Raw genomic sequence first — 20,305 nt, 5'->3', positions numbered from 1 at the left:
TCGCTTGACAAGAGAAGAGAGGCTACAGTACACCACTCGAACGTTGCAGCGCACCGAATGAGGAGACATCATGAAATTTCTTGAAGATCCGATGCAAACCATAGGAGCAGGGTTTGCGCTTTCAATCCTGTTGATTCTTGTGTATGTCGGCATATCCGGTGTCGGCGCGGCCGATGCAGACTGGGTGGGCATCCTGCTGCGGTGGCTTCATTTTCTGGCAGGTATCACCTGGATCGGGTTGTTGTATTTCTTCAACCTGATCAATGCCGCTTTTATGAAGAGCCTCGACGGGCCGACAAAGAACATCGTCATTCCCAAATTGATGCCATCTGCGTTGAATTGGTTCCGCCATGGCGCCACCGTGACGGTGCTGGCGGGCATTCTGCTCTACGGAAAATTGTATATGAACGGCGGCACGGGCGCGTATGCATTGGCCATCGGCGGCTTGCTGGGCATCATCATGATGGTGAACGTGCATGCCATCATCTGGCCGAATCAGCAGAAGATCATCGCCGCGGTTTCCGCAGCGGCCCAGGGTACCCCGGCGCCGGCCGAAATGGCGCAATGGGGAAGAACTGCATTACTTGCTTCCAGGGTCAACTTTCTCTTATCGATTCCCATGTTATTTTTCATGGGTGCCGGAAGCCACTTCAAGTAAGCCATCGCATCAGGCCGGTGGACAATTCCATCGGCCTGATACTGTTCGCTCTATCCCTTGCCCGCCCTGTCCAATATGCCCATTGTCCCGTAGGGCTGTGGCCCTAAATCATTGAGATTCAGGCCTATTATCAGCGCTTTACCTTGACGTGCACTGCGGGGCACCCGTATAGTAGCCACTCTATGAGTACCCTGCTTGAGCCGCGTCTTGTTCATAAGGTCGAGGGGAATCCCTGGGACATCGCGACCTATATGAAGGTCGGGGGATACGAGGCCTGGAAAAAGTGTGTCACTCAGCTGACTCCCGAGCAAATTGTGCAGGAACTCAAGTCTTCGGGGCTGCGCGGCCGGGGCGGAGCGGGATTCCCGACCGGAGTGAAATGGGACAAGGTATTGAATCACAGAGTGAAGGAACGCTACTTCGTCTGCAACGCCGGAGAGCATGAGCCGGGGACCTTCAAAGATCGGCATTTGCTGAAGACAGTGCCGCATCAGCTGATCGAGGGGTGTCTGATTGCCTCATTGACCGCGCGTGCCAAAGCGTCGTTCATTTACGTCAATCACGAATATCATGAAGAACGCGAAAATTTGAAAAAAGCGCTTGCCGAGGCCCGCCAACGGGGATTCATCGGAAAGAACGTGTTTGGAAGCGGCATCGATATCGACCTCGAGGTATTCGAAGGACACGGCAGTTATGTGGCCGGAGAGGAAACGGCCATGTTGGAATCCATGCAGGGCCGGCCGGCCATGCCGAGGCAGAAACCGCCGTTTTACCCTACGGATTTCGGTTTGTACGGAAAACCGACGCTCGTCAACAACGTCGAGACGCTCTGCAACATTCCTCGCATTCTCTATAAAGGCGCCTCTTGGTTTACCGAGGTCGGAACCGAGAAGTGTCCGGGAACCATGATGTTCTCCCTCAGCGGGGCCGTCAATCGACCAGGCGTGTACGAGATGCCCATGGGAGTCTCGATCCGTGAGCTTGTCGAAACATGTGGCGGAGGGGTTCCTGGCGGCAGAAAGATCAAGGCGGTTTTCCCCGGCGGCCCGGCATTTTCAATGGTCACGGCCGATCAACTCGATCTGCCGATGGATTTTGACTCGCTGAAGAAGGCCGGCACGGGACTGGGATCGGCGGGCGTTATCGTGGTGGACGATGCGACCTGCATGGTCAGGCAGACGCTAAAATTTTCGAATTTCTTCAAAGGGGAAAGTTGCGGACAATGCCCGCCGTGCCGCATGGGCACGATCAACCTGGCGACGCTCATGACCAAGATTGAAGCGGGGGAAGGGACCCAAAAGGATTTGGACAGTCTCTTGCAACTCTGTGGATTCGTCAAGGGAACGGGCTATTGTACGCTCGTGACAGGGGCGTCCGTGCTGGTACAGAGCAGCCTCAAGCTGTTCCGCCATGAGTTCGAGGAGCATATCCGGTTACAGCGATGCCCTTTTCCTGCGGCCCCCGTCGAAGCGGCGGTTCATTAGAAATAGGCGGCCGCGCGAGGTTGAGCATGCCGCATGTGACATTTCTACACTCACAGGGACGAAGCGGCAGTGTACCGCGTAATACGACGTTGCTCGACGCCGCCAAAGAACTGGGGTTCCCGCTCAATCACGATTGCGGAGGAAATGCCTCCTGTACAACGTGCCGGGTGGAGGTCCAAAGCGGGGGAGAACATCTTTCCGAAATCGATTTTGAAGAACAAGACCTGCTGGATCGGGAAGCGCTGAGCGAGCCCTGGCACCGGCTGGGCTGTCAGGCCAAGGTATTGGGCGATGTTATCGTCAAGGTGCCGGAAACCAAGTGGGCCGCGCCGACCACTGAAAAATCGGAGGCGCAGGGTGTTGATATCCGATAGAGAGATGTTACACTAAATCGAATCCAGCAGGTCCGGAAGGCCTGTCTGACGAGAAGGAGGCCCACATGGTGACGATTACGGCGGTGGCAGAACAAAAGATCCAGGAATTGATGAAGGAAGAGAAGGACGTCGTCGGACTGCGTATTTATGTCCGTGGAGGCGGTTGCCATGGGTATCAATACGGAATGGCCTTCGAATCCAAGATGGCCGAAGACGATACGGTGATCGAAAAAGGCGACGTCAAGGTGATCATGGATTCTCAGAGCGCACCGTTGCTCCAAGGCGCCGAAGTCGACTATGTCGACAGCGTGCAAGGTTCCGGATTCTCCATCAAGAATCCGCAAGCCAAGACGACCTGCGGTTGCGGCAGTTCATTCAGCGCATAAACGGCGCCGTGCTTGCGCACGTCGACTGGAACGTGACGAAAAGGCCTGGGTGACCCGAAATGGGTGATCCTGGCCTTTTCATTTTCCATACTGGGTAATCTGCAATGCCCCATGTCAGCATGACCCGCCGGTATCGTTTTTGTGCCGCCCACCGGTTGCACTCGGATGTCCTTACGGCCGAGCAGAATTGGGCGGCGTTTGGCAAATGCAACAATCCGAACGGGCATGGCCACAATTATGTCGTCTTGGTGACGGTCAACGATGGCGGCCATCCGGACACTCTGGATCCGGCATGGGTGGACGAAATCGTGAATGAGACCATCATTCGGCGCTTCGATCACCAGGATCTCAACAGCGATCAGGAATTTTCCAAACAGACGACGACCGGTGAAAATTTGGTGAAATTGATCTGGGATCTTTTGGCAGCCAAGATTGCGCCGGGCGTGCTGGAAAAGGTCGGCGTCATCGAAACCAGGGATAATTATTTTGAGTATGCGGCTCTTCCAGCCGCCCGCTCGTAGGAGCCTACGGCATTATGGCACAGAGACGTCGTCGTTCCTCGCTTCCGCAAATCGAAGACCTGCCTTCCCTCAAAGGTCCAGTCGATGTTCCGGCGATCAAATCCCTAGTCAGCGAGTTATTGAAGGCGCTGGGTGAATCTCCAGGCCGGAATGGCCTGCTGAAGACACCCGAGCGAGTGGCGAAGGCGTTGCAATTTATGACGCAGGGCTACCATCAGGACATCGACCATCTGCTCAATGGAGCGTTGTTTCCCATCGAATACGATGAAATGGTCATCGTGAAAGACATCGATTTTTTCAGCATGTGCGAGCACCACATGCTGCCGTTTTTTGGCAAGTGCCATGTCGGGTATCTGCCGAACAAGAAGGTTGTCGGGCTCAGCAAGATTCCGCGGGTCGTCGATGCGTTCAGCCGGCGGCTTCAAGTCCAGGAACGGTTGACGACGCAAATTGCGGAGACACTGAGAAGCAAATTGAATGCGCACGGGGTCGGTGTGGTGATGGAGGGGCGTCACCTGTGTATGATGATGCGGGGAGTCGAAAAACAGAATACCCTGGCCGTGACCAGTTCCATGCTCGGCGCATTTCGAACGCAGCAGCAGACGCGAGCGGAGTTCCTCAAGCTCATCAGCCGGAACGCGGTCGGAGATTTGGCTTAGCGGCGATCGATGCCGGCGGCAAACCGGCGCACGGCCTTGTTGAACGTTTCCGGCCGCTCCATGTTGCTCATATGGCCGGCGTCCGGAATGGTCTCCAAAATCGCTTCCGGAATGCCTGCGGTGATCCGTTCCGCGTCGGCCCTCGGCGTCAGCACATCCTCCTCACCCACCAAGACCAATGTCGGCACCCTGATCGAACGCAGCATGTCGGTTGAATCCGGTCGTTCAGCCATGGCCCTTAAGTCTCCCAGGATACCGGGTACCGTGGCCGCTTCCTGAATGGATTTGACCTGCTCCACCAGGTCAGGCCGCCGTTCATACGCCTGATGCGACAATAATTTCGGCAACATGTCGGCGACGACGGCCGAAGGCCCTTGCGCCGCAGCTCGTCGGGCTAGCTCGAATCGCCACTTCCCCTGCTCCGGATTGTCCGCCTCGGCTCTCGTATCGGCAAGCACGAAACCAAGCACGAATTCTGGGTACAGCCGATACAGCGTGAACGAAAGGTATCCGCCCATCGACAGTCCGATGAAGACGGCGTTATCAATCCTTAAATGCCGCAGCAGCGCCGTGACGTCGGATGCGTATTGTTCGAGGCTATACCGCCAGAACGGAGCCTCTGATTCTCCATGCCCCCGCATGTCGACCGTGATGATTCTGAATGCATCTGAAAGATCCTCTTCCTGCGCCGCCCACATGGTCCGGTTGAAAGGGAACGCATGAAGAAAAACCAGAGGCGTGCCTTTGCCCTGGTCGCTGTATCCGAGCGTGATCCCATTGATTTGAGCCTTCATCGTCGCGATCCTCCTGGATAGGGGATCGTTCGTAACAATCCGGCCACTGCTGAGTCAAGTTCTGCTCTCCGATCTCATGTTTGCAGTCATCAAAAAGAGACGTATACAATTCGGTTCATGGCTGTGCATCGTGATGAACCGGATTTGTTTGCGGAGCCCTCCAAGGCATCCGATGCAGGCGCGTCGCCATTGGCCGAGCGTCTGCGTCCCAAGTCGTTCGACGATTTTGCCGGGCAGGAAGAGCTTATCGGCGTTGATCGGCCGCTGCGCAAGGCCATAGAGTCGGACCGGTTGACCTCGGTGATTTTCTGGGGACCGCCAGGATGCGGAAAAACGACGCTCGCACTGCTGCTCGCACGACATACGAAGGCGCAATTTGTGTCCTTTTCCGCCGTGACCAGCGGGATTCCGGAACTGCGGGAAATCCTGAAACATGCGGAGCACCGCCTGGCCACCAAACATCAGAAAACCGTCCTGTTTGTCGATGAGATTCATCGCTTCAACAAGGCGCAGCAGGATGCGTTCCTGCCGCATGTTGAACGCGGAACCATCGTGCTGATCGGGGCGACGACCGAGAACCCCTCCTTCGAAGTGATTGCGCCCCTCCTGTCACGTTCCCTCGTCGTCGTACTGCACCCGTTGGGGGACGCGGCGCTTGACCGCATCCTCGACCGTGCACTCCACGATACGGAGCTTGGCCTGGCACGTTTCAGGCTGACCGTGACCGGCGGCGCTCGGCAGCGCCTGCGGAATTTTGCGAATGGAGACGGGAGAGCGCTATTGACCGCCCTTGAGTACGTGGCTGAACAGGCCCCCATCTCCGCGGACGGAATAAGGCGCATCGATGAAGCGGCCGTAGATGCATCCCTGCTGAAAAAATCTCTCCGCTACGACAAGACGGGCGAAGAGCACTACAACCTGATCTCAGCCTATATCAAAAGCATGCGCGATTCCGATGCAGACGGCGCCCTCTACTGGTTGGCGAGGATGCTGGAAGGAGGGGAAGATCCGAAATTTATTGCCCGGCGCATGGTGATCTTCGCATCGGAAGACGTGGGTAACGCCGACTCCATGGGGTTGATTGTTGCCACAGCCGTTGCGCAAGCGGTTCAGTTTGTCGGACTGCCGGAAGCCGGAATCAATCTCGCTCACGGGACAACCTTTCTGGCCACCAGAGCGAAAGATAATGCCTCATATGTCGGCCTGCAGGAGGCCATGAGCGATTCACAACAGCACGGAAATCTTAGCGTTCCTCTCCATTTACGCAATGCCGTGACTCCGATGCTGAAAGGTCTTCAGTACGGCAAGGGCTACCGCTATGTCCACGAGGATCCTGAAGCCTCAAGCGAGCAGGAGCACCTACCGCCTCAACTCAAAGGCCGTCGGTATTACCGCCCCAAAAGTCGATAGGGTCATCTGTACCATGGACAAACACTTCTAATCGGTTATACTTATACGTAGAGGTATGAAAAGGTCTGAATCCAAGCCATCAAAGGTGACGGCAGAAGCCAGCGAGCGGAGAAGGCTGGTTCGGGCAACCTTGGTTGGGTCCGCGCTCGTGTCTCCGAAGAGCGGGCAGAAGGCCATCACCGCTGTATTGGATAACGTCAACAAAGTGGGAGCCGGCCTCCACGCCAAGGAGAAACTCGGTACGGGAGAGGGCGTGACCGTTTCACTGGCATTTCTCGATTCCGATCGAGTGGAACAGCAGGAGAAGTTGGAGGGGACCGTCGCCTGGGTCAAGACGTGGGAAAAGGGTTTTCTGATCGGCGTAGTGTGGAATGAAGTAGTGACGAAGGAAAAGAACCGCTGGTTGTATTACTATCTGGAAGAGGCGATCAAATCCCCCTGATAAGAGGTACGAGCGTAGCAGGATTCAAAAAACTGACGTGCCGATCCTTCCGATGACCGGCGGCCGGCTTAGTTATACGTCGCCAACTTCTGCCTTACACCTTGTAGTTCAGCAGACAGGGATTCCCACCTGGCGTTCATCCGTTCAAGCTCCTTTTTCCATTCGTCCTGCTCCTGATGGAGGCTGTTCCAGCGAGAAAAATCTTTATACAAATTCGGATCTGATAATTGCAGATCTCGATCTTTAATCTTCACTTCCTGATCTGCAATGTCGCTTTCCGCTCGCGCCACCTGTTTTTCCAGCCTGGTTTGTGTCTTGGTCAAGTCTCTGCGATCGCCGGCCGAACCCTTGGCTTGCGATTGTGCCGTCATGGCCTTGGTGAGGCCTGGACCTTTCGCCTGATGTTGTCCGGTCAGTTCTTCGCTCGTTTCCTTGATCGATTCAAATTCCTGGGCCTTCTTCCACAGATAATATTCATAGTCGCCGAAGAAGTTTCGGGCCTTCCCGTCCTCGATTTCCACGATGCGGGTGGATACGCGCATCAGGAACGTCGGGTCGTGAGAAATGAAGATGATCGTGCCGGGGAATTCGGTCATCGCATCCGTAAGGACGTCGACGGAAGCCGGATCCAAATGGTTGGTGGGCTCATCGAGCAAGAGCGTATTGGCCGGTTCGACCAACATTCTGGCCAATGCCACGCGATTGCGCTCTCCACCGCTGAGCGCCTTGATCGGCTTTTTTTGATCGGGGCCGGAGAACAGAAAGGCGCCGGCGAGACCGCGCAGGAAATTCGTCTCCGCGGTGTTGGACACTTCACCCAGCGATTCCAAAATCGTGTGTTCCGGATTGAGTGTTTCGGCCTGATGCTGGGCGAAGTAGTGAACGGTGACTCCATGGCCCACCGTGCGCTTGCCTTGGTCGGGCGGCAGAACCCCTGCCAGCATCTTGAGAAGCGTGCTCTTTCCCGCCCCGTTCTCTCCGACGAGCGCGACCCGCTGGCTTCGCTCCACGGAAAAGTCCAGCGAGTCATACACGATCTTCTCTCCGTACTGCTTGCGGACACCGGCGAGCTCCAGAACGTGGCGGCCGCTCGTTGACGGGAGCGGGAACTTGAATTTCACGCGCTTCGCATCCCGTTGCAGTTCGATGAGTTTGACTTTGTCGAGCTGCTTGATGCGTGACTGCACCTGTTTGGCCTTGTTGGCTTGGTAGCGGAAACGGTCGATGAACTGCTGGACGCGGGCCACTTCTTTCGCCTGCCGATTTGCCGAGGCCTGCAATTGGGCATCGCGCTCGGCCCGCAGTTCGCGGAATTTGGAATAGTTGCCGCGGAACTCCTGAATCGTTTTATCGCGAAGCTCCCAGACATGCGTGACGATTCGGTCGAGGAACGCCGTGTCGTGGCTGATGACCAACAGCGTCAGGCTCGAATCCAACAAAAACTCCTCGAACCATCGCTGCGTCGGTTTATCCAGGTGGTTCGTGGGCTCGTCGAGCATGAGCACGTCGGGTTCGGAAAGCAGGAGATGCGCCAGCGCCACCCGCATGCGGTAGCCGCCGGAGAGATTCTCCACCGGGCGTGAAAAGTCGGCCTCGCCGAAGCCGAGTCCGGAAAGAATGCGCTTGGCTTCATGTTCAGGATACTGATCCCGGTGAGCGGCATCGAGCGCCGTCTTTCCCGTGATGGTTTCCAGTTCCTGAGGCAGATATCCCACCCGCAGACGTGGACGTTTACGGATTGCTCCCTCGTCGGGAGACTCCTCGCCTAAAATCATCTTGAAGAGGGTCGTCTTGCCCGTTCCGTTGGGTCCGACCAGACCGACCCGCGTCTGAGGGCGTAAGTGGGCCGAGGCGTCATCGAACAGCACTTTCGTGGAGAATTGCTTATGAACAGACTCGATTTGCAGCATACTGGTGCTCGATTCGTGTGAATGGTGAAATGGCGGCAGCGAGCGAGGCCGCTGCTATGGAAGAGCCGGCGGAAGGCGCATGGAGCAGGAAACAATCATCGATTAGATGTCACCACTGTGGATCGAAGAGCCTCGTGTAACTCAAAAGAGCCGACGGTATGAGCAAGTGAAGATTTAAGCTCACTTGAGGCAACGTACCTATCCGACGCGATTTGATCGAACGCGGCGGCACGAGCAAGTAACAACCGTGGGTCGAAGATTCTATCCGGTCGCATCAATTACGAAACTACTCAAATGAGCGACCGGCTCAACCGAAGGTTGGTTTGGTAGAGCTGGCGGGGATTGAACCACGCTCCCTCGTCGGTTCGAGCCAAGCGTCTCTCGCCGACTCTTGCTGAGGGGGCCTGCCCCCTCGCACGCTCCCCACGAAGGGGGCACACCCCCTTCGAAACCCCCGGTCGCGGTTTCAATAATTTTGGTGGAGCTGGCGGGGATTGAACCCGCGACCTCGTGAATGCCATTCACGCGCGCTCCCAGCTGCGCCACAGCCCCACCCGGAAAACCCCTGAGCACCACAAAACCTTGTGAAAACGCGGTTATGCTAACACTATGTCTGTTGGGCAGTCAAGAAATTGGATCGCACACCTCGGGGTCATCTGACCTCTGTCCGGGCCGGAAATTTCCGAACGAGCGCACTCTCGCAATCAGTCGTCAGTCAGTCGAGGCCGCATTAGAAGACAGGTCTGGTCCTTGACAAATATTAGGGTGGTCCCTACCATGCCTCCCGGCCCCGCATTGCGGGGCCGTTTTGTTCACCGAAACCGAGTCGAGCCATGCATACACTCGTCGTCATCGGGGCACAGTGGGGTGATGAAGGAAAGGGCAAGATTGTCGATATCCTGGCCCAGGATGCTCATGCAGTCGTCCGCTATCAGGGCGGGTCGAATGCCGGGCACACCGTCATCAACCGCCACGGCACCTTTGTATTTCATCTGATCCCGTCAGGAATTCTGTATCGAGGAACGCTCTGTGTCATTGGGAACGGCGTGGTTGTCGATCCTGCCGCGCTGATCGAAGAGATGGATAATCTCCAACGGCAGGGAATCTCCGTGGGCAAGAACTTCGTCGTGAGCCAGCGAGCCCATTTGATACTGCCCTATCACAAGGCGATCGATAAGGCCTCCGAGCAATCCAAAGGCTCGCGGCGCATCGGTACGACCGGCCGGGGTATCGGTCCCTCTTACGCCGATAAGATGTCGCGCATCGGTATCAGGGTGGGAGATCTGCTGAACCCGACGGCCTTCAAAACGAAGCTGGAGGAAAATCTCGTCGAGATCAATTGGTTCCTGGAACAGCTGTATAAAGTGGAGCGATTCGAAGTGGAAAAGGTTTTCCAGCAGTACATGGGGTATGCCGATCGGTTGAAGAGCCATATCGTCGATGCCTCGACAATCGTCAACGACATGATCGAACGCAAAAAGACCGTGCTCTTCGAAGGTGCCCAAGGTACTCATCTGGACGTGGATCTCGGGACGTATCCCTATGTAACGTCTTCCAGTGCGACCGCCGGAGGGGCAGCAACGGGAAGCGGAGTGGGCCCGACAAAGATCGGCGCGGTACTCGGCGTGGCCAAGGCCTACACGACGCGGGTTGGAAGCGGACCATTCCCGACCGAGTTGAACGATGAAGTCGGTGTTGCACTGCAAGAGCGCGGCAAAGAATTCGGTTCCACCACCGGACGAGCGCGTCGCTGCGGATGGTTCGACGGAGTCGTCATGCGGTATGCCAGCCGGGTCAACGGCCTGACCTCGCTGGCGGTCACGAAGTTGGACGTACTGGATGGGTGCAAAGAATTAAAGGTGTGTACCGGATATAGAAGCAATGGACGACTCTATCGTGACATGCCCGCCGATTTGGAAACATTGACTGATTGCGAACCGGTGTACAAGACGTTCAAAGGCTGGTCCGCATCCACCACCGGCGCAAAGACTTTCAAGGCGCTTCCGGCGGAGGCTAAGCGCTACCTCACATTTATTGAGGATGTGGCGGAGTGCCCGATCGACATGGTCTCGACCGGTTCAAAACGGGAAGCCACGATTATTCTGAAAAACCCGCTCACGACAAGCGCCCGAGGTCGATCTCGCCGGCGGTGAATTCCTCACTAGGCACGCATCGATCTTGGATGATAAGATTCTCACCTTCAATCCGGTGAGCCGCTAGCTCAGACGGTAGAGCATCGCCCTTTTAAGGTAAAAGGGGAGAGAATCAGGGACAGAGCGGAACGATAAGACAGACAAGAGGAATGAGAGAAAGGCTAGGCCGCTCAATGAGTTGCCTGGCTTTTGGTTTGTTTGGAGCAGTGTGGGGGAGTCGGTAGGACATGCAGTACGGTGGGCGCATGTTCGGGCACAATTTGGGCACAGCGGAAAGACTCCCCGGCATCAAGGCGGCGGCGGGGCGGCCTTCTGAGGACTCCCAGCGCTAGCCAGAGACATCTACGGTCACCACTCTAGGTAGACAATCTGCCCTCATAAAGACATAGCGTCTCTCAAGGCGATCTCATTAACCATGTAAGGCGCAGGAAACGCGAGCGGTGAGACATAGAAGGGAAGTGGTATTTCCCTTGCACGGAGTTTCCCTCACTATCAAATCTGGAGGGAAACATCCATGGCTTCACAGGCAAAGAGTCCCATCCGGTTGGGCTTGGTCGATGAGCAGGGAGGAGGTTTCCGGGGATACGTTGGTCGCTATGACGGCAAGCTCTTCACTCTCTTCTGGATCGCTCTGGCCATTCTCGTTGTCGAATTCTTCGTGATTGGTGGCCGCTACATTGTTCTCGTCGATCGTGACACGCGCCCCGCAGTTGCAGTCCTTGAAGATTGTCCGACATCCGGCGATTGTCGTGCGACAACTCTGTCCGTCGGTCCAGCACCATGACCCCCCCGGCCTTTCCATGTTCACATTCCTAGACCGTCCGGATCCTCGGCATGTGAGGGGAAAATTCTTGGAGATGAAATTCCAAAAGAAGCCCCCGGGTAGATGCTTCTCTAACCGGGAGTCAGTGTTTCTTGAATAGAGAATACTGGAAGGCCTGTTCTCGACCGCCTGGCGTTCGGTGGAGTTCTTGAACTGTGCGCATCAGCTCAAAACGAGCTCCCAATTCCGTTCCCAGGGTCATTGAACTATGCCTCATGACTTCGAGGCCGCTGCATCGCGTTGGTCCATCGAGCGCAAAGGTCGCGATAATCACATGCCCACCGGGCCGTAGGGCGTGTCGTACCGCCTCCACATAGCGACGGCGTTGTTCAGATTCAGTGAGAAAATGAAACGCGGCCCGGTCATGCCAGACGTCGTACGTCTCTTGCGGCAGCGTGACGGTGGTCATATCAGCTTCGATCCAGGTGACAGCGTTCGCCCGCGCGCCAAGTCTTTCACGTGCATGGTCTAACGCTGCCCGGGATACATCGAGCACTGTAAGGTGGAGATAGCCGTCTGCAAGGAGTCCATCTGCAAGGCTCGATGCCCCACCTCCAACATCAATGATCTGCGCTGTATGGGGAGCTACTCCCGTCTCACGAATCAACTCTAAGGATATCAGCGGCCTGGTTTGGTACCAGCTCAATTCCGAAGGAGCGTCCTGGTACCGTTCTTCCCAATGCGACTTTATTGTCATCAAGAGACCTCGCAAATATGGAAACAGTCCCTAGCCTATGAAATGAACACCCGCGCGTTCAAGTGGCTAGACATGGGGGGAGGAAGTTCAGGGCATGGTGAGCATGACCGGTTTGGGTGTCCCAAAGGTCCGAATAGGTATCACCACCCGTCATAGATGCCCCTCACGCCCACACAGCTCGATTCTGATCCGCCTACCCCCGTACCCACCCTTCGGTATTCCCCGACGAGATTGTTTACGAAACAGCGCCGTGAGTCGGCCAAGGATTCGCGCAAGGGCCATGCTGTGGCGGTGGGGCGGCAGCGTTTCCCATTTCCCTCGCAGCAAGACATGATCCATGGCATAGTTTCCTCGTCTTGATACCGCGTAGCCTGATACTGATTCTTGCCCTTCTCTGGTCCGTCTCTGGCTGTATTCCAGTCAAGTACACCTACTACGAACCGGAAATTCTGGGAGTAAAGGTTGAGCGGCGCGGGTGTCGAGGAACTGAGGGACCTCGGGATGCCATAGAGCTTACCCATGAACAAATTGCCGTTAGTTATGTCGGCGATTCCACGCTCTCATACTTCTCCTATTTGGACGACCATCAGAATCCTTCATTGAGATTGTATTTTTCGATACCGAATGATCATGTGGTGACCCTCGCGCTCGACAAATAAAAAATCCTATCTGATGGCCGTGAGCTCACTCCTCAGCCTATCAAGCTGGTTGGCCATTGGAAGATAGGGCCCCCAACCGGGGAAGTGCAAAGATCGGAGCTACCACTTGCCGATCCCTTAACGCTTGAAGGGGGCACGTATCAATACCAAGTCACTTATAATCAAACCAAAGGACCAGAGACATTCGATAGGGCCTATGGGTATGACTTGATGTTCACCATCCCCATCGAAAGCCCAAAACCTTACCGGCTCATCTCCCCGCCTATGCTCATCAATGGCGTACCCTGGCAGCCCCCACCCATCGACTGGCACCTCGATCATAGTTGGCAAATCCTCATCATCAACTGCTAGCCCGCATCCCCCCAGGTCTTTCTCTCCCCCAATTTCTCCAAAAGAGGACACTCCACGCGAGGACACCCGGGCTTACCTCAGAGTCTGGCTGTGGTCGCCTTACGAATTAAACGAATTATACGAAAGAAGGTAGGAGAACGGCTCCTTGATCCCCCGGGGCCTGCTCTTTTCATGAATTCCTCGAATGGGAGCCCCGCCGCGACGATGGGACCCAGTCCGCTCGCTCACCAGAGGCGATGACATACACGACAAAAACGACCGAAGTCCCACTCAGCGACGCCCTTGACGTACGGCCAAACGACAAACATGGTAGTGAGCACCGCGTCGTCAAGATGACTGTTGAACCGCGCTTTCCCACACGGAGACCCTGTTGCTGTAAGATTGATCTCTTGGCCAGTCGGAGCCCCCGATGAACCGAGAGGACGTTAAAAACGGTGTTTTCGTCCGCCTCCTCACCACGCTCGGTTGGAAACAGCCTGGGGCCACGGGCACTGTCCGCGAAGTCGCCAGCGGTGAGGAATTTTGGTTCACCGTGCACTGGGATCGGCATCTTCAGACCAAGCCAATGCACCGGAAGGCCCGCGTGCATCGTGGGCGAATCGTGGATGAGGTGGTCCGCGAGGTGAGGACGGTGGTGTGTCCTGATTCGGGCGACGACCGCCATCGGTTCCGAAAGGAAGCCCTCACCTGGTTCGAGGTCATCACGGCCCAAGAGCGGGCCACCTCGACGAAGGCCATGGATGAACTCGTGGCTTTGCACGAGAAAGGGCGTGGCCTCGCCAACCCATCCATCTCTCAGCAGATTGCCTTACCATTTACCAGTCAGCCGCACATGGTGAGAGGATCATAGTTCGTTGAGTGAAGAAGTGAAGTAATGACCATTTCCTCTCTGATCCGTTTTGGCATCTCATGAGAAACTAGGAGCCGCCTTTCCAGCTCCCTTTGTCCTGTTCCGGCTCATGACCTCTCGCAACAGGAAGTACCACGATGCGGTGAAGGACTATCAGCCCTAGGACAAGCTGATGCAGCCGCTCCCAGAGATGTGAGAGCAAACCGTGCAGGTCATTAAGAAAGCGATCGCACAAGAACGGCACCTATGTGTTGGTGAATAATCGATCAGAAGGGAATGCACCGAGTAGAGTCCAAGCCGTACTCAACGCTCTCACGAACGACTCGATTACTACGAACCTAGAGTCGCACCGCTTTGGGGCGTTATTGGCTTATTGCTCATGCGTCAGGAGTCATGTAGGGTGACCGTATGGCTAAAAATACAAAATCTACATACGTCACCCCGGTTGAGATTCTCAAGACCACCGTCGATCCACTCCCTAATCCTCTTCTCCCGGGTAAGCCACTTCCACCCCTTCCACTAGTCGCAGACGACTCGAAGCCTAAAAAGAACCCTGCTGTTCTAGAGCGATCAAGAGGGTTTAAGACGGACAAGGCGAAAGCGAAGAAGCGTGCAGCGAAGGAGAAGCCATTGAATGTTACAAAGGTTGCAAAAAGGAGATGGGCACACAAGGCAAAATAGCGTAGCGCACTTAAAGCCCTTCATCCTCCTCACGCCTATTGAGTAGGCATCACTTCAACATCCGGCGCTTTCCAAAGCTAACCATTCGGGTGCCTTCCCTCGTTTATTCTTCCTGAGCTTCCAGGGATTGAATTGGAGTTGCATCGCGCCACAGTCCCAACTTTGCCGTCCGCGCATTCGTCTCTAAATTTCTAGTAATGGATCGTCCGGCGCATACGTCCGATACCACCGGCACCAGCCGTCTCTGACCAGCTGATCAGGTGGTTGCGTCAGGTGGAAACCATGAGCCTGGCGGCGTAACCGGCGCATCTGTTGTCATCGAGGACCTTCCATAGTGTGGTGGGCCGGCGCACCATAGTGTACGAGCACATGCCAAAGCTGCTTGAGGTGCTGAAGTAGTTCTTCACGGGTTCCCCAATCGCGCCAGAGCTCAGGCCGATCATGCAGCGATGCTTCGGCGGCTCCGATCACTGCCGCATCTATCATTCCATTCCCGCCGGCAATTCGCCCCGCGAGGCGCGGCATCGCCGGTCCTCGGAAATCGGCGGGCACCTCGCCGACCGCTAGACGGAAACCGCGATGCCAGCGCAGAGGAAATCCGTATCGCAAGGCGAGCTCATGCAGAGTCTTCCCGGTATGCGTGGGCGCAAATGCGGGGTCTGCAACCAGCAATTCGATGTCCTCCTGCAGGTCGATTGGCCCGTGTACTTGCGCTTCGATCTGGGTGTCGAGCACGCGGCCAGTTGGCAGACGTATTGTGTCGGTCCTCGGACTCGCGAGGTCTTTCAAAACGTCCAGCAGCTTTGGGACAGTTAAGTTGGAAAGGCCGAGCGTGGGTGCGCGAAACGGAGGCCACGGCGGAGACGCCATCCCGCCGGCTTCGATCTCTTCAAATAGCGCCGCCATGACGTTGTCCATCTCACCTATCACCCCGATCCGCTCCGTTGCACGCAGATCTTCGCTCCCGGTGAATGTGAACGACGTACGTCTCGATACGGCGGGCCTCATCACGAAATAGCACGATCCGAACCGCGGAATCGGGCCGTCGGCGTAGCGAACCAGCTCCAGGGCTCCGTATTTGGGGCGTTCCGAGTGGCTGACGCCCCTCCCGTGATAAGCGTCCCCGAACAGCACGCGTTCCCACGAGTCGCGAGCCCCGCCTGGGAATGCAGAAAGGCTTCCAGTCGACAGGCCGGTCTCGAACTGGTTGCGGTATACGCCTTCCTTCAGGAGTGCCGAAACCACCGGGATGGATTTAATGCCGACCCGGTCGGGATGGAAGTGAATCACCACGCGAGCGTGCGCTTGGATGCACTCCATGGCCGCGCCGTATGCGGCGATTTGGGATCCAGTGCGTTGGAGGGCTTCAGCGATGTACGACCTGCTTACAGTCTCTTGGCGCCGCACGAGCGTGAGCACGTGAGTCAAGGCCGTGCGAGGCGGCGCGGAAAGACCCGAGCATTGGAGATCATGCGTATTCACGGTTGGTCGTCGAAGCGATGCGCCTCATACCCGCGAACTTCCAGCCGAATCGAGAATAGTGCACAACGCACCTTGCGGGGTGCCGACGCGTCGTTGCTTCTCACTCCGTAGCAAATATTCCAACCCCTTCGGCAGGATCACCATGATAAACGATGCGTTGCTCTGGAATGAGGGGCATATACGTTAAGCGCCGCTTCGCAGGTTTCCCTCATGCGCATTCCAACGACAACTCCTAGTTGGTCAATGAAGTTCAACATGCGCTCTGTTTCCACGGCTGCTGGTTGGAGTGGTGAAGCATACTCGGGATTAGTTTGAATGCAATAGAGGTAGGTCTCAAAAATTGCCATTTGCATATCGTCGCTGGGGGAAGCGATTCGATTGGAGGAACAATAGAGCATTGTTCGCGGCAATGCTACGGCCATGAAATTTTCAGGATGAGGATTTACCAAACGATTCGATGATCCAAAAGAACAGTGGTATAGCTGGCAGCACACTCACCGATAACCAAATTGTTTGATGGTCACCATTGTTGAGTCTTGTATAACCCCATGAGACCAAAAAGTAGGGATGAGGGAGAAGCCGGTAACAGTAAATGGATTGGCATATCTCATCACTGTCTCTCCTGCTAATAGGTGAAGCTGAAACAGGACCGTATTTGACCAGGTACAATATCGTCAATGAGGCTGACTTGAAAGCTGCCGCGAGCCGGTTGTCCGGGTGCTTTTCGAAAGAAATGGGCACAATTACGGGCACAATCGACCAATTGACACGCCAGCCCGAAACCGTTACTGTGTCCGACTCCGCCGAATCCTTCACATTCTCTCAAGCGTGAGCCGCTAGCTCAGACGGTAGAGCATCGCCCTTTTAAGGCGAGGGCCCTGGGTTCGAGTCCCAGGCGGCTCACCACTTCTTTCAATAACTTCTGAGTCTCTACCTCCGTGGCTAATTCCTCGGTCACGGTTTTGGTCACGGTTCCAACCTGAGTTAGGCCTTCTACAGCCTTCCAAAGGTGGGTAGGGGAAAGGTGTGCGTACCGACTGAGCATGGCGGGAGATTTCCATCCTCCAAGAGCCATGAGGGTTCGATCATTCGCTCCCTGCATCGCAAGCCGTGAGGCAAATGTGTGCCTCAAATCGTGAAACCTGAAAGGAGTGAGTCCCGCTGCCTTAACAGCATCCTCGAAGACGCGTCGGACGTACCGTGCATCAAATGGGAATACATGCTTAACAGGGCCATCCTCTTTGGAAGCGGGCTTTAAATCGCTGAGAAGGCCTACCACGGTAGAGTTCATCGGGGCTCGACGACGTTCTCCAGCTTTGGTTTCATGAATGGTCAACACGCCAACATTCCAATCAATGTCGGCCCATGTGAGACGTAACAGCTCGCCCTGCCGCAATCCCGTATTCAAGGCCATAACGATCAATGGTCGATATTTCTTGGGCAAGTATGCAAGAAGCGTTGTCTCTTGCTCGTGTGTCAAATATCGAACAAGGACATTGTTGACCTTTGGAGGCCTTACGAGACATGCGGGATTCTCCTTTACCAGCCCAAGCCTCCTTGCTCTATTGAAAGCAGCCTTCAGGACAGTTAAGTGGCGCTGTTGAGTGGCTGGCTGCATCCCGGCTTCATGAAGTTCAGTTAGGACCCTTTCAATCTGTCGGATCGTGATCGTACTGGCGTCCTGGTCTCCGAATGCTAATATCCAGCGACTGATTCGCGACAGGTCATCGCCCTTTCTCTTACGGCGAGCGTCAACTGCCTTTATGTATTCACCTGCCAACTCCCGAAAAGGCATGGCTTGCGGACGTTCAAAATATCTTCCCTCCCGTTGCTCTGCTTTCCGCCGCCCATATAAGGCTTTTGCTTGGCTTTTTGTATCGCAACGTTGCCACTTCTCTCTCCCATCGACATAGAAGCGCACCCACCAACCCTCACGGCCCTTTCGCTGCAGGATGCCTCTGTCCTTACCGTCTTTTCTTGCCATGTTGGCCTCCTCGTTGTTTCTTCGCTCTGATCCCTCTGCTTTTTGCCTCTTTCTCAGCAGCTCTGTGACGTCTGACCACAGCAATATTCTGACAAGAGCGACTGCAGTATTCTTGATTGCGGCGCGATTGCAGGAATATTTTCGTGCAGTGAGGACAGCGAGTGATGAGATGTCTTACTGTTGCCAGAAGATGACCCATTACGACGATTAGCCCAATTCCTTGTGGCGCATGATAGAGCGATATGCAATCGGGAATATTTTTTGGTAACGGCGCCGACGATGCATGAGTCTCACCTGCCCAAAGCTTGTGTGCGACACGGGGATATTCAATAAATTGAGTGACTGGGATCTGAGGCAAAGCGGTCGCTCCCTTGTCGGCCAGATCTGTGAGATGCCTACGAACAAGGGGCTGTACAGCTTGAATCACATCCATGCCGGGCAGTTCCGTGACAACCCGCAACCGGACCTTCTGCAACGCGAGAAACTCCTCACGGAGATTCAAGAGATCTCCCTCACTTGCCCTATCCCAATCAGTGCTGGCTAATCGAATGAACCAACCAAGCTCTTCGGCGGGACCCCTGTCATAGCCGATTCGGATTAGCGCACGTTCATCTGTTGGAGATAAGGTCGGTGGAACCTCACCGGTCTTGTTAATAGGCCCGAAGGACTGAGAGCTAAACCGACGTTGCGGCATATGCGCCCCTCCCATGTTTATTCGCTATCACTGCTGTTTGCGGTTTGACAGAAATTACGCAAACATATATACATTACGCAACAAGTAATAAGCAAGTCCAATTAATCGTAGCAAAGGAGATGACTATGATCGGTAAGTTGCTGACGGTGGCACAGACGGCGGAGCGGCTAGGGCTTAAAGAAGCGACCATTCGGCGGATGATCTTGGAGCGGCGAATCGACACGGTTCGACCGTCTATCCGAGCGGTGCGCGTTCCTGAATCGGCTGTTTTACGCATCCTCGAAGGCGGCTACCGTGCTGCGGACCCCCAAAAGCAAAGCCGCATGTGAGAGGAATGACATCATGGCAAACGATAATGAAAATATCAGAGGTCCAGCATCGCCACTTCCGTTGTTACCCAGCGGAATCTACGTGGCGTGCGCAAAGGGATGGTCGGTCAAACCTTATACTGATTGGGGAGAAAAAATCGTTATTGAGTGGGACGTGTTCCTATCACCAGACTGCCAGACAGCTCGAAGGCTAGAAGGTTATCACCCAATCAAACGTGATAAGGGAGGACAAATATATGCCGGGTCACATTCCGGATATTACAAGGATTGGGTCTCGGCTAATGACGGGAGGCTTCCAGATCGAGAGAAACGGTTGACGCCAGAAATCTTTATCGGCAAACGCCTTTTTGTCGATGTTGTCATAGTTGATCGGGACAACCGCGGTCCCCTTCATCCCTCGCTCTATCACTCACGGGTCGGGAGAGTGTTGCGTCCTTTACACGACGGTGAAATCATCAAAGGGTTCCCCATACAAGAACGCGATTTCAAATACAAATGAGGTCAAAACACTTGGAGAAGGAGAAAGAGAGAGAATGGAAGAAGCGAGAGAAGCGGAAGAAGAGAAAGATTCAGCAAGAGTGTTGGTAATAGTGAAAGGCTGGTATGAGTGAAAGGAAGGGATGAGAGAAGGTAATAGTCTGTGACATCCCTCGATGAATCAGAGGGAGTCATTCTCTAAATACCTCTGCTCTCCTTGAATTGTTCCAATTTGATTCGGCTCTTCAACGGTTCGAGCAATAATGACCCGGATTTCGTTATCGCTGGAATTTCTGATCTCGCCTGGAATCAACCGCGCGGCGATTTTGTAAAAATCGGTCTTGTTCTCTGTGGCCCATTCTGCAAATGCTCTATGACCTCCGATGTCTTGATAAGCCAATAAGATTGCGTCGCGAAAGTTGCTGGTCAATTTATTGGGGATCCCTCTTTTTCGTCCTCCCAGTTTTTTCATACCCTTTGTAAACAT

19 protein-coding genes, 2 tRNA genes and 1 pseudogene are annotated in these 20,305 nt (G+C 55.1%); 15 read left to right on the top strand and 7 right to left on the bottom strand.

Annotation, left to right across the window (positions count from 1 at the left end; translation table 11 throughout):
• Positions 1–70 precede the first annotated feature (70 nt).
• From W02_RS08750 to folE, 6 genes are all read left to right on the top strand, one after another.
• A complete protein-coding gene (locus tag W02_RS08750) occupies positions 71–658 on the top strand; it encodes a urate hydroxylase PuuD (RefSeq protein ID WP_232068692.1) in 588 nt (195 codons plus the stop codon).
• 182 nt (positions 659–840) lie between these two features.
• On the top strand, positions 841–2,142 hold the full coding sequence (nuoF, locus tag W02_RS08745) for an NADH-quinone oxidoreductase subunit NuoF (protein WP_173046786.1): 1,302 nt from the start codon (positions 841–843) through the stop codon (positions 2,140–2,142).
• Between the two features lie 26 nt (positions 2,143–2,168).
• Positions 2,169–2,516, top strand: coding sequence for a 2Fe-2S iron-sulfur cluster-binding protein (locus W02_RS08740; protein WP_173046784.1), 348 nt, complete (start codon positions 2,169–2,171; stop codon positions 2,514–2,516).
• Between the two features lie 65 nt (positions 2,517–2,581).
• Entirely contained in the window at positions 2,582–2,902 is a 321-nt protein-coding gene (gene erpA, locus W02_RS08735; protein WP_173046782.1) for an iron-sulfur cluster insertion protein ErpA, read from the top strand.
• A 104-nt stretch (positions 2,903–3,006) separates the two neighbouring features.
• Positions 3,007–3,423 carry a 6-carboxytetrahydropterin synthase gene (locus W02_RS08730; RefSeq protein ID WP_197742188.1) on the top strand — a complete coding sequence of 139 codons (417 nt, stop codon included), beginning with the start codon at positions 3,007–3,009 and terminating at the stop codon, positions 3,421–3,423.
• A gap of 14 nt (positions 3,424–3,437) precedes the next feature.
• Entirely contained in the window at positions 3,438–4,082 is a 645-nt protein-coding gene (folE, locus tag W02_RS08725) for a GTP cyclohydrolase I FolE (protein WP_173046780.1), read from the top strand.
• Here the strand turns inward: folE and W02_RS08720 are convergent.
• Positions 4,079–4,876, bottom strand: a complete 798-nt coding sequence (locus W02_RS08720) for an alpha/beta fold hydrolase (RefSeq protein ID WP_173046778.1) — start codon at positions 4,874–4,876, stop codon at positions 4,079–4,081. The genes folE and W02_RS08720 overlap by 4 nt on opposite strands.
• 117 nt (positions 4,877–4,993) lie before the next feature.
• Between W02_RS08720 and W02_RS08715 the strand changes: the two genes are divergently transcribed.
• Together W02_RS08715 and W02_RS08710 are read left to right on the top strand one after the other, a co-directional pair.
• Complete coding sequence (locus tag W02_RS08715) at positions 4,994–6,286, top strand: replication-associated recombination protein A (RefSeq protein WP_173046776.1); 1,293 nt, start codon at positions 4,994–4,996, stop codon at positions 6,284–6,286.
• 55 nt (positions 6,287–6,341) lie between these two features.
• Positions 6,342–6,728, top strand: coding sequence for a PilZ domain-containing protein (locus W02_RS08710; RefSeq protein WP_173046774.1), 387 nt, complete (start codon positions 6,342–6,344; stop codon positions 6,726–6,728).
• 68 nt (positions 6,729–6,796) lie between these two features.
• Here W02_RS08710 and W02_RS08705 read toward each other — a convergent pair whose 3' ends face one another.
• Both W02_RS08705 and W02_RS08700 read right to left on the bottom strand, forming a co-directional pair.
• A complete protein-coding gene (locus W02_RS08705; RefSeq protein ID WP_173046772.1) occupies positions 6,797–8,638 on the bottom strand; it encodes an ABC-F family ATP-binding cassette domain-containing protein in 1,842 nt (613 codons plus the stop codon).
• 476 nt (positions 8,639–9,114) lie between these two features.
• A tRNA-Ala gene (locus W02_RS08700) sits at positions 9,115–9,190 on the bottom strand.
• A 281-nt stretch (positions 9,191–9,471) separates the two neighbouring features.
• Between W02_RS08700 and W02_RS08695 the strand changes: the two genes are divergently transcribed.
• Together W02_RS08695 and W02_RS08690 are read left to right on the top strand one after the other, a co-directional pair.
• Positions 9,472–10,791, top strand: coding sequence for an adenylosuccinate synthase (locus W02_RS08695; RefSeq protein ID WP_173046770.1), 1,320 nt, complete (start codon positions 9,472–9,474; stop codon positions 10,789–10,791).
• Between the two features lie 514 nt (positions 10,792–11,305).
• On the top strand, positions 11,306–11,575 hold the full coding sequence (locus tag W02_RS08690) for a hypothetical protein (RefSeq protein WP_173046768.1): 270 nt from the start codon (positions 11,306–11,308) through the stop codon (positions 11,573–11,575).
• A gap of 121 nt (positions 11,576–11,696) precedes the next feature.
• On the opposite strand, the gene W02_RS08685 is transcribed toward W02_RS08690, so the two are convergent.
• Positions 11,697–12,311 (bottom strand): class I SAM-dependent methyltransferase, encoded by a 615-nt coding sequence (locus W02_RS08685; protein ID WP_173046766.1) that lies wholly within the window; start codon positions 12,309–12,311, stop codon positions 11,697–11,699.
• A 1,419-nt stretch (positions 12,312–13,730) separates the two neighbouring features.
• On the opposite strand from W02_RS08685, the gene W02_RS08680 reads away from it, so the two are divergent.
• Positions 13,731–14,171, top strand: a complete 441-nt coding sequence (locus W02_RS08680; RefSeq protein WP_173046764.1) for a hypothetical protein — start codon at positions 13,731–13,733, stop codon at positions 14,169–14,171.
• A 408-nt stretch (positions 14,172–14,579) separates the two neighbouring features.
• On the top strand, positions 14,580–14,852 hold the full coding sequence (locus W02_RS08675) for a hypothetical protein (protein WP_173046762.1): 273 nt from the start codon (positions 14,580–14,582) through the stop codon (positions 14,850–14,852).
• Positions 14,853–15,167: 315 nt separating this feature from the next.
• On the opposite strand, the gene W02_RS08670 is transcribed toward W02_RS08675, so the two are convergent.
• Positions 15,168–16,334 carry a DUF3626 domain-containing protein gene (locus tag W02_RS08670; RefSeq protein ID WP_173046760.1) on the bottom strand — a complete coding sequence of 389 codons (1,167 nt, stop codon included), beginning with the start codon at positions 16,332–16,334 and terminating at the stop codon, positions 15,168–15,170.
• Positions 16,335–17,164: 830 nt separating this feature from the next.
• On the opposite strand from W02_RS08670, the gene W02_RS08665 reads away from it, so the two are divergent.
• Positions 17,165–17,240: transfer RNA gene (locus tag W02_RS08665), tRNA-Lys, on the top strand.
• 121 nt (positions 17,241–17,361) lie between these two features.
• On the opposite strand, the pseudogene W02_RS22115 reads toward W02_RS08665, so the two are convergent.
• Positions 17,362–17,952: pseudogene (locus W02_RS22115) on the bottom strand (tyrosine-type recombinase/integrase); the annotation flags it as partial.
• Between the two features lie 1,185 nt (positions 17,953–19,137).
• On the opposite strand from W02_RS22115, the gene W02_RS08650 reads away from it, so the two are divergent.
• A complete protein-coding gene (locus tag W02_RS08650) occupies positions 19,138–19,341 on the top strand; it encodes an AlpA family transcriptional regulator (protein ID WP_173046758.1) in 204 nt (67 codons plus the stop codon).
• Positions 19,342–19,354: 13 nt separating this feature from the next.
• Entirely contained in the window at positions 19,355–19,840 is a 486-nt protein-coding gene (locus W02_RS08645; RefSeq protein ID WP_173046756.1) for a hypothetical protein, read from the top strand.
• A 159-nt stretch (positions 19,841–19,999) separates the two neighbouring features.
• Here W02_RS08645 and W02_RS08640 read toward each other — a convergent pair whose 3' ends face one another.
• Positions 20,000–20,305 (bottom strand): hypothetical protein, encoded by a 306-nt coding sequence (locus W02_RS08640; protein WP_173046754.1) that lies wholly within the window; start codon positions 20,303–20,305, stop codon positions 20,000–20,002.

It is taken from the genome of Nitrospira sp. KM1, from assembly GCF_011405515.1.
In the GTDB taxonomy this organism is placed as follows: domain Bacteria; phylum Nitrospirota; class Nitrospiria; order Nitrospirales; family Nitrospiraceae; genus Nitrospira_C.
This window is presented reverse-complemented; position numbering and strand designations above follow the sequence as displayed.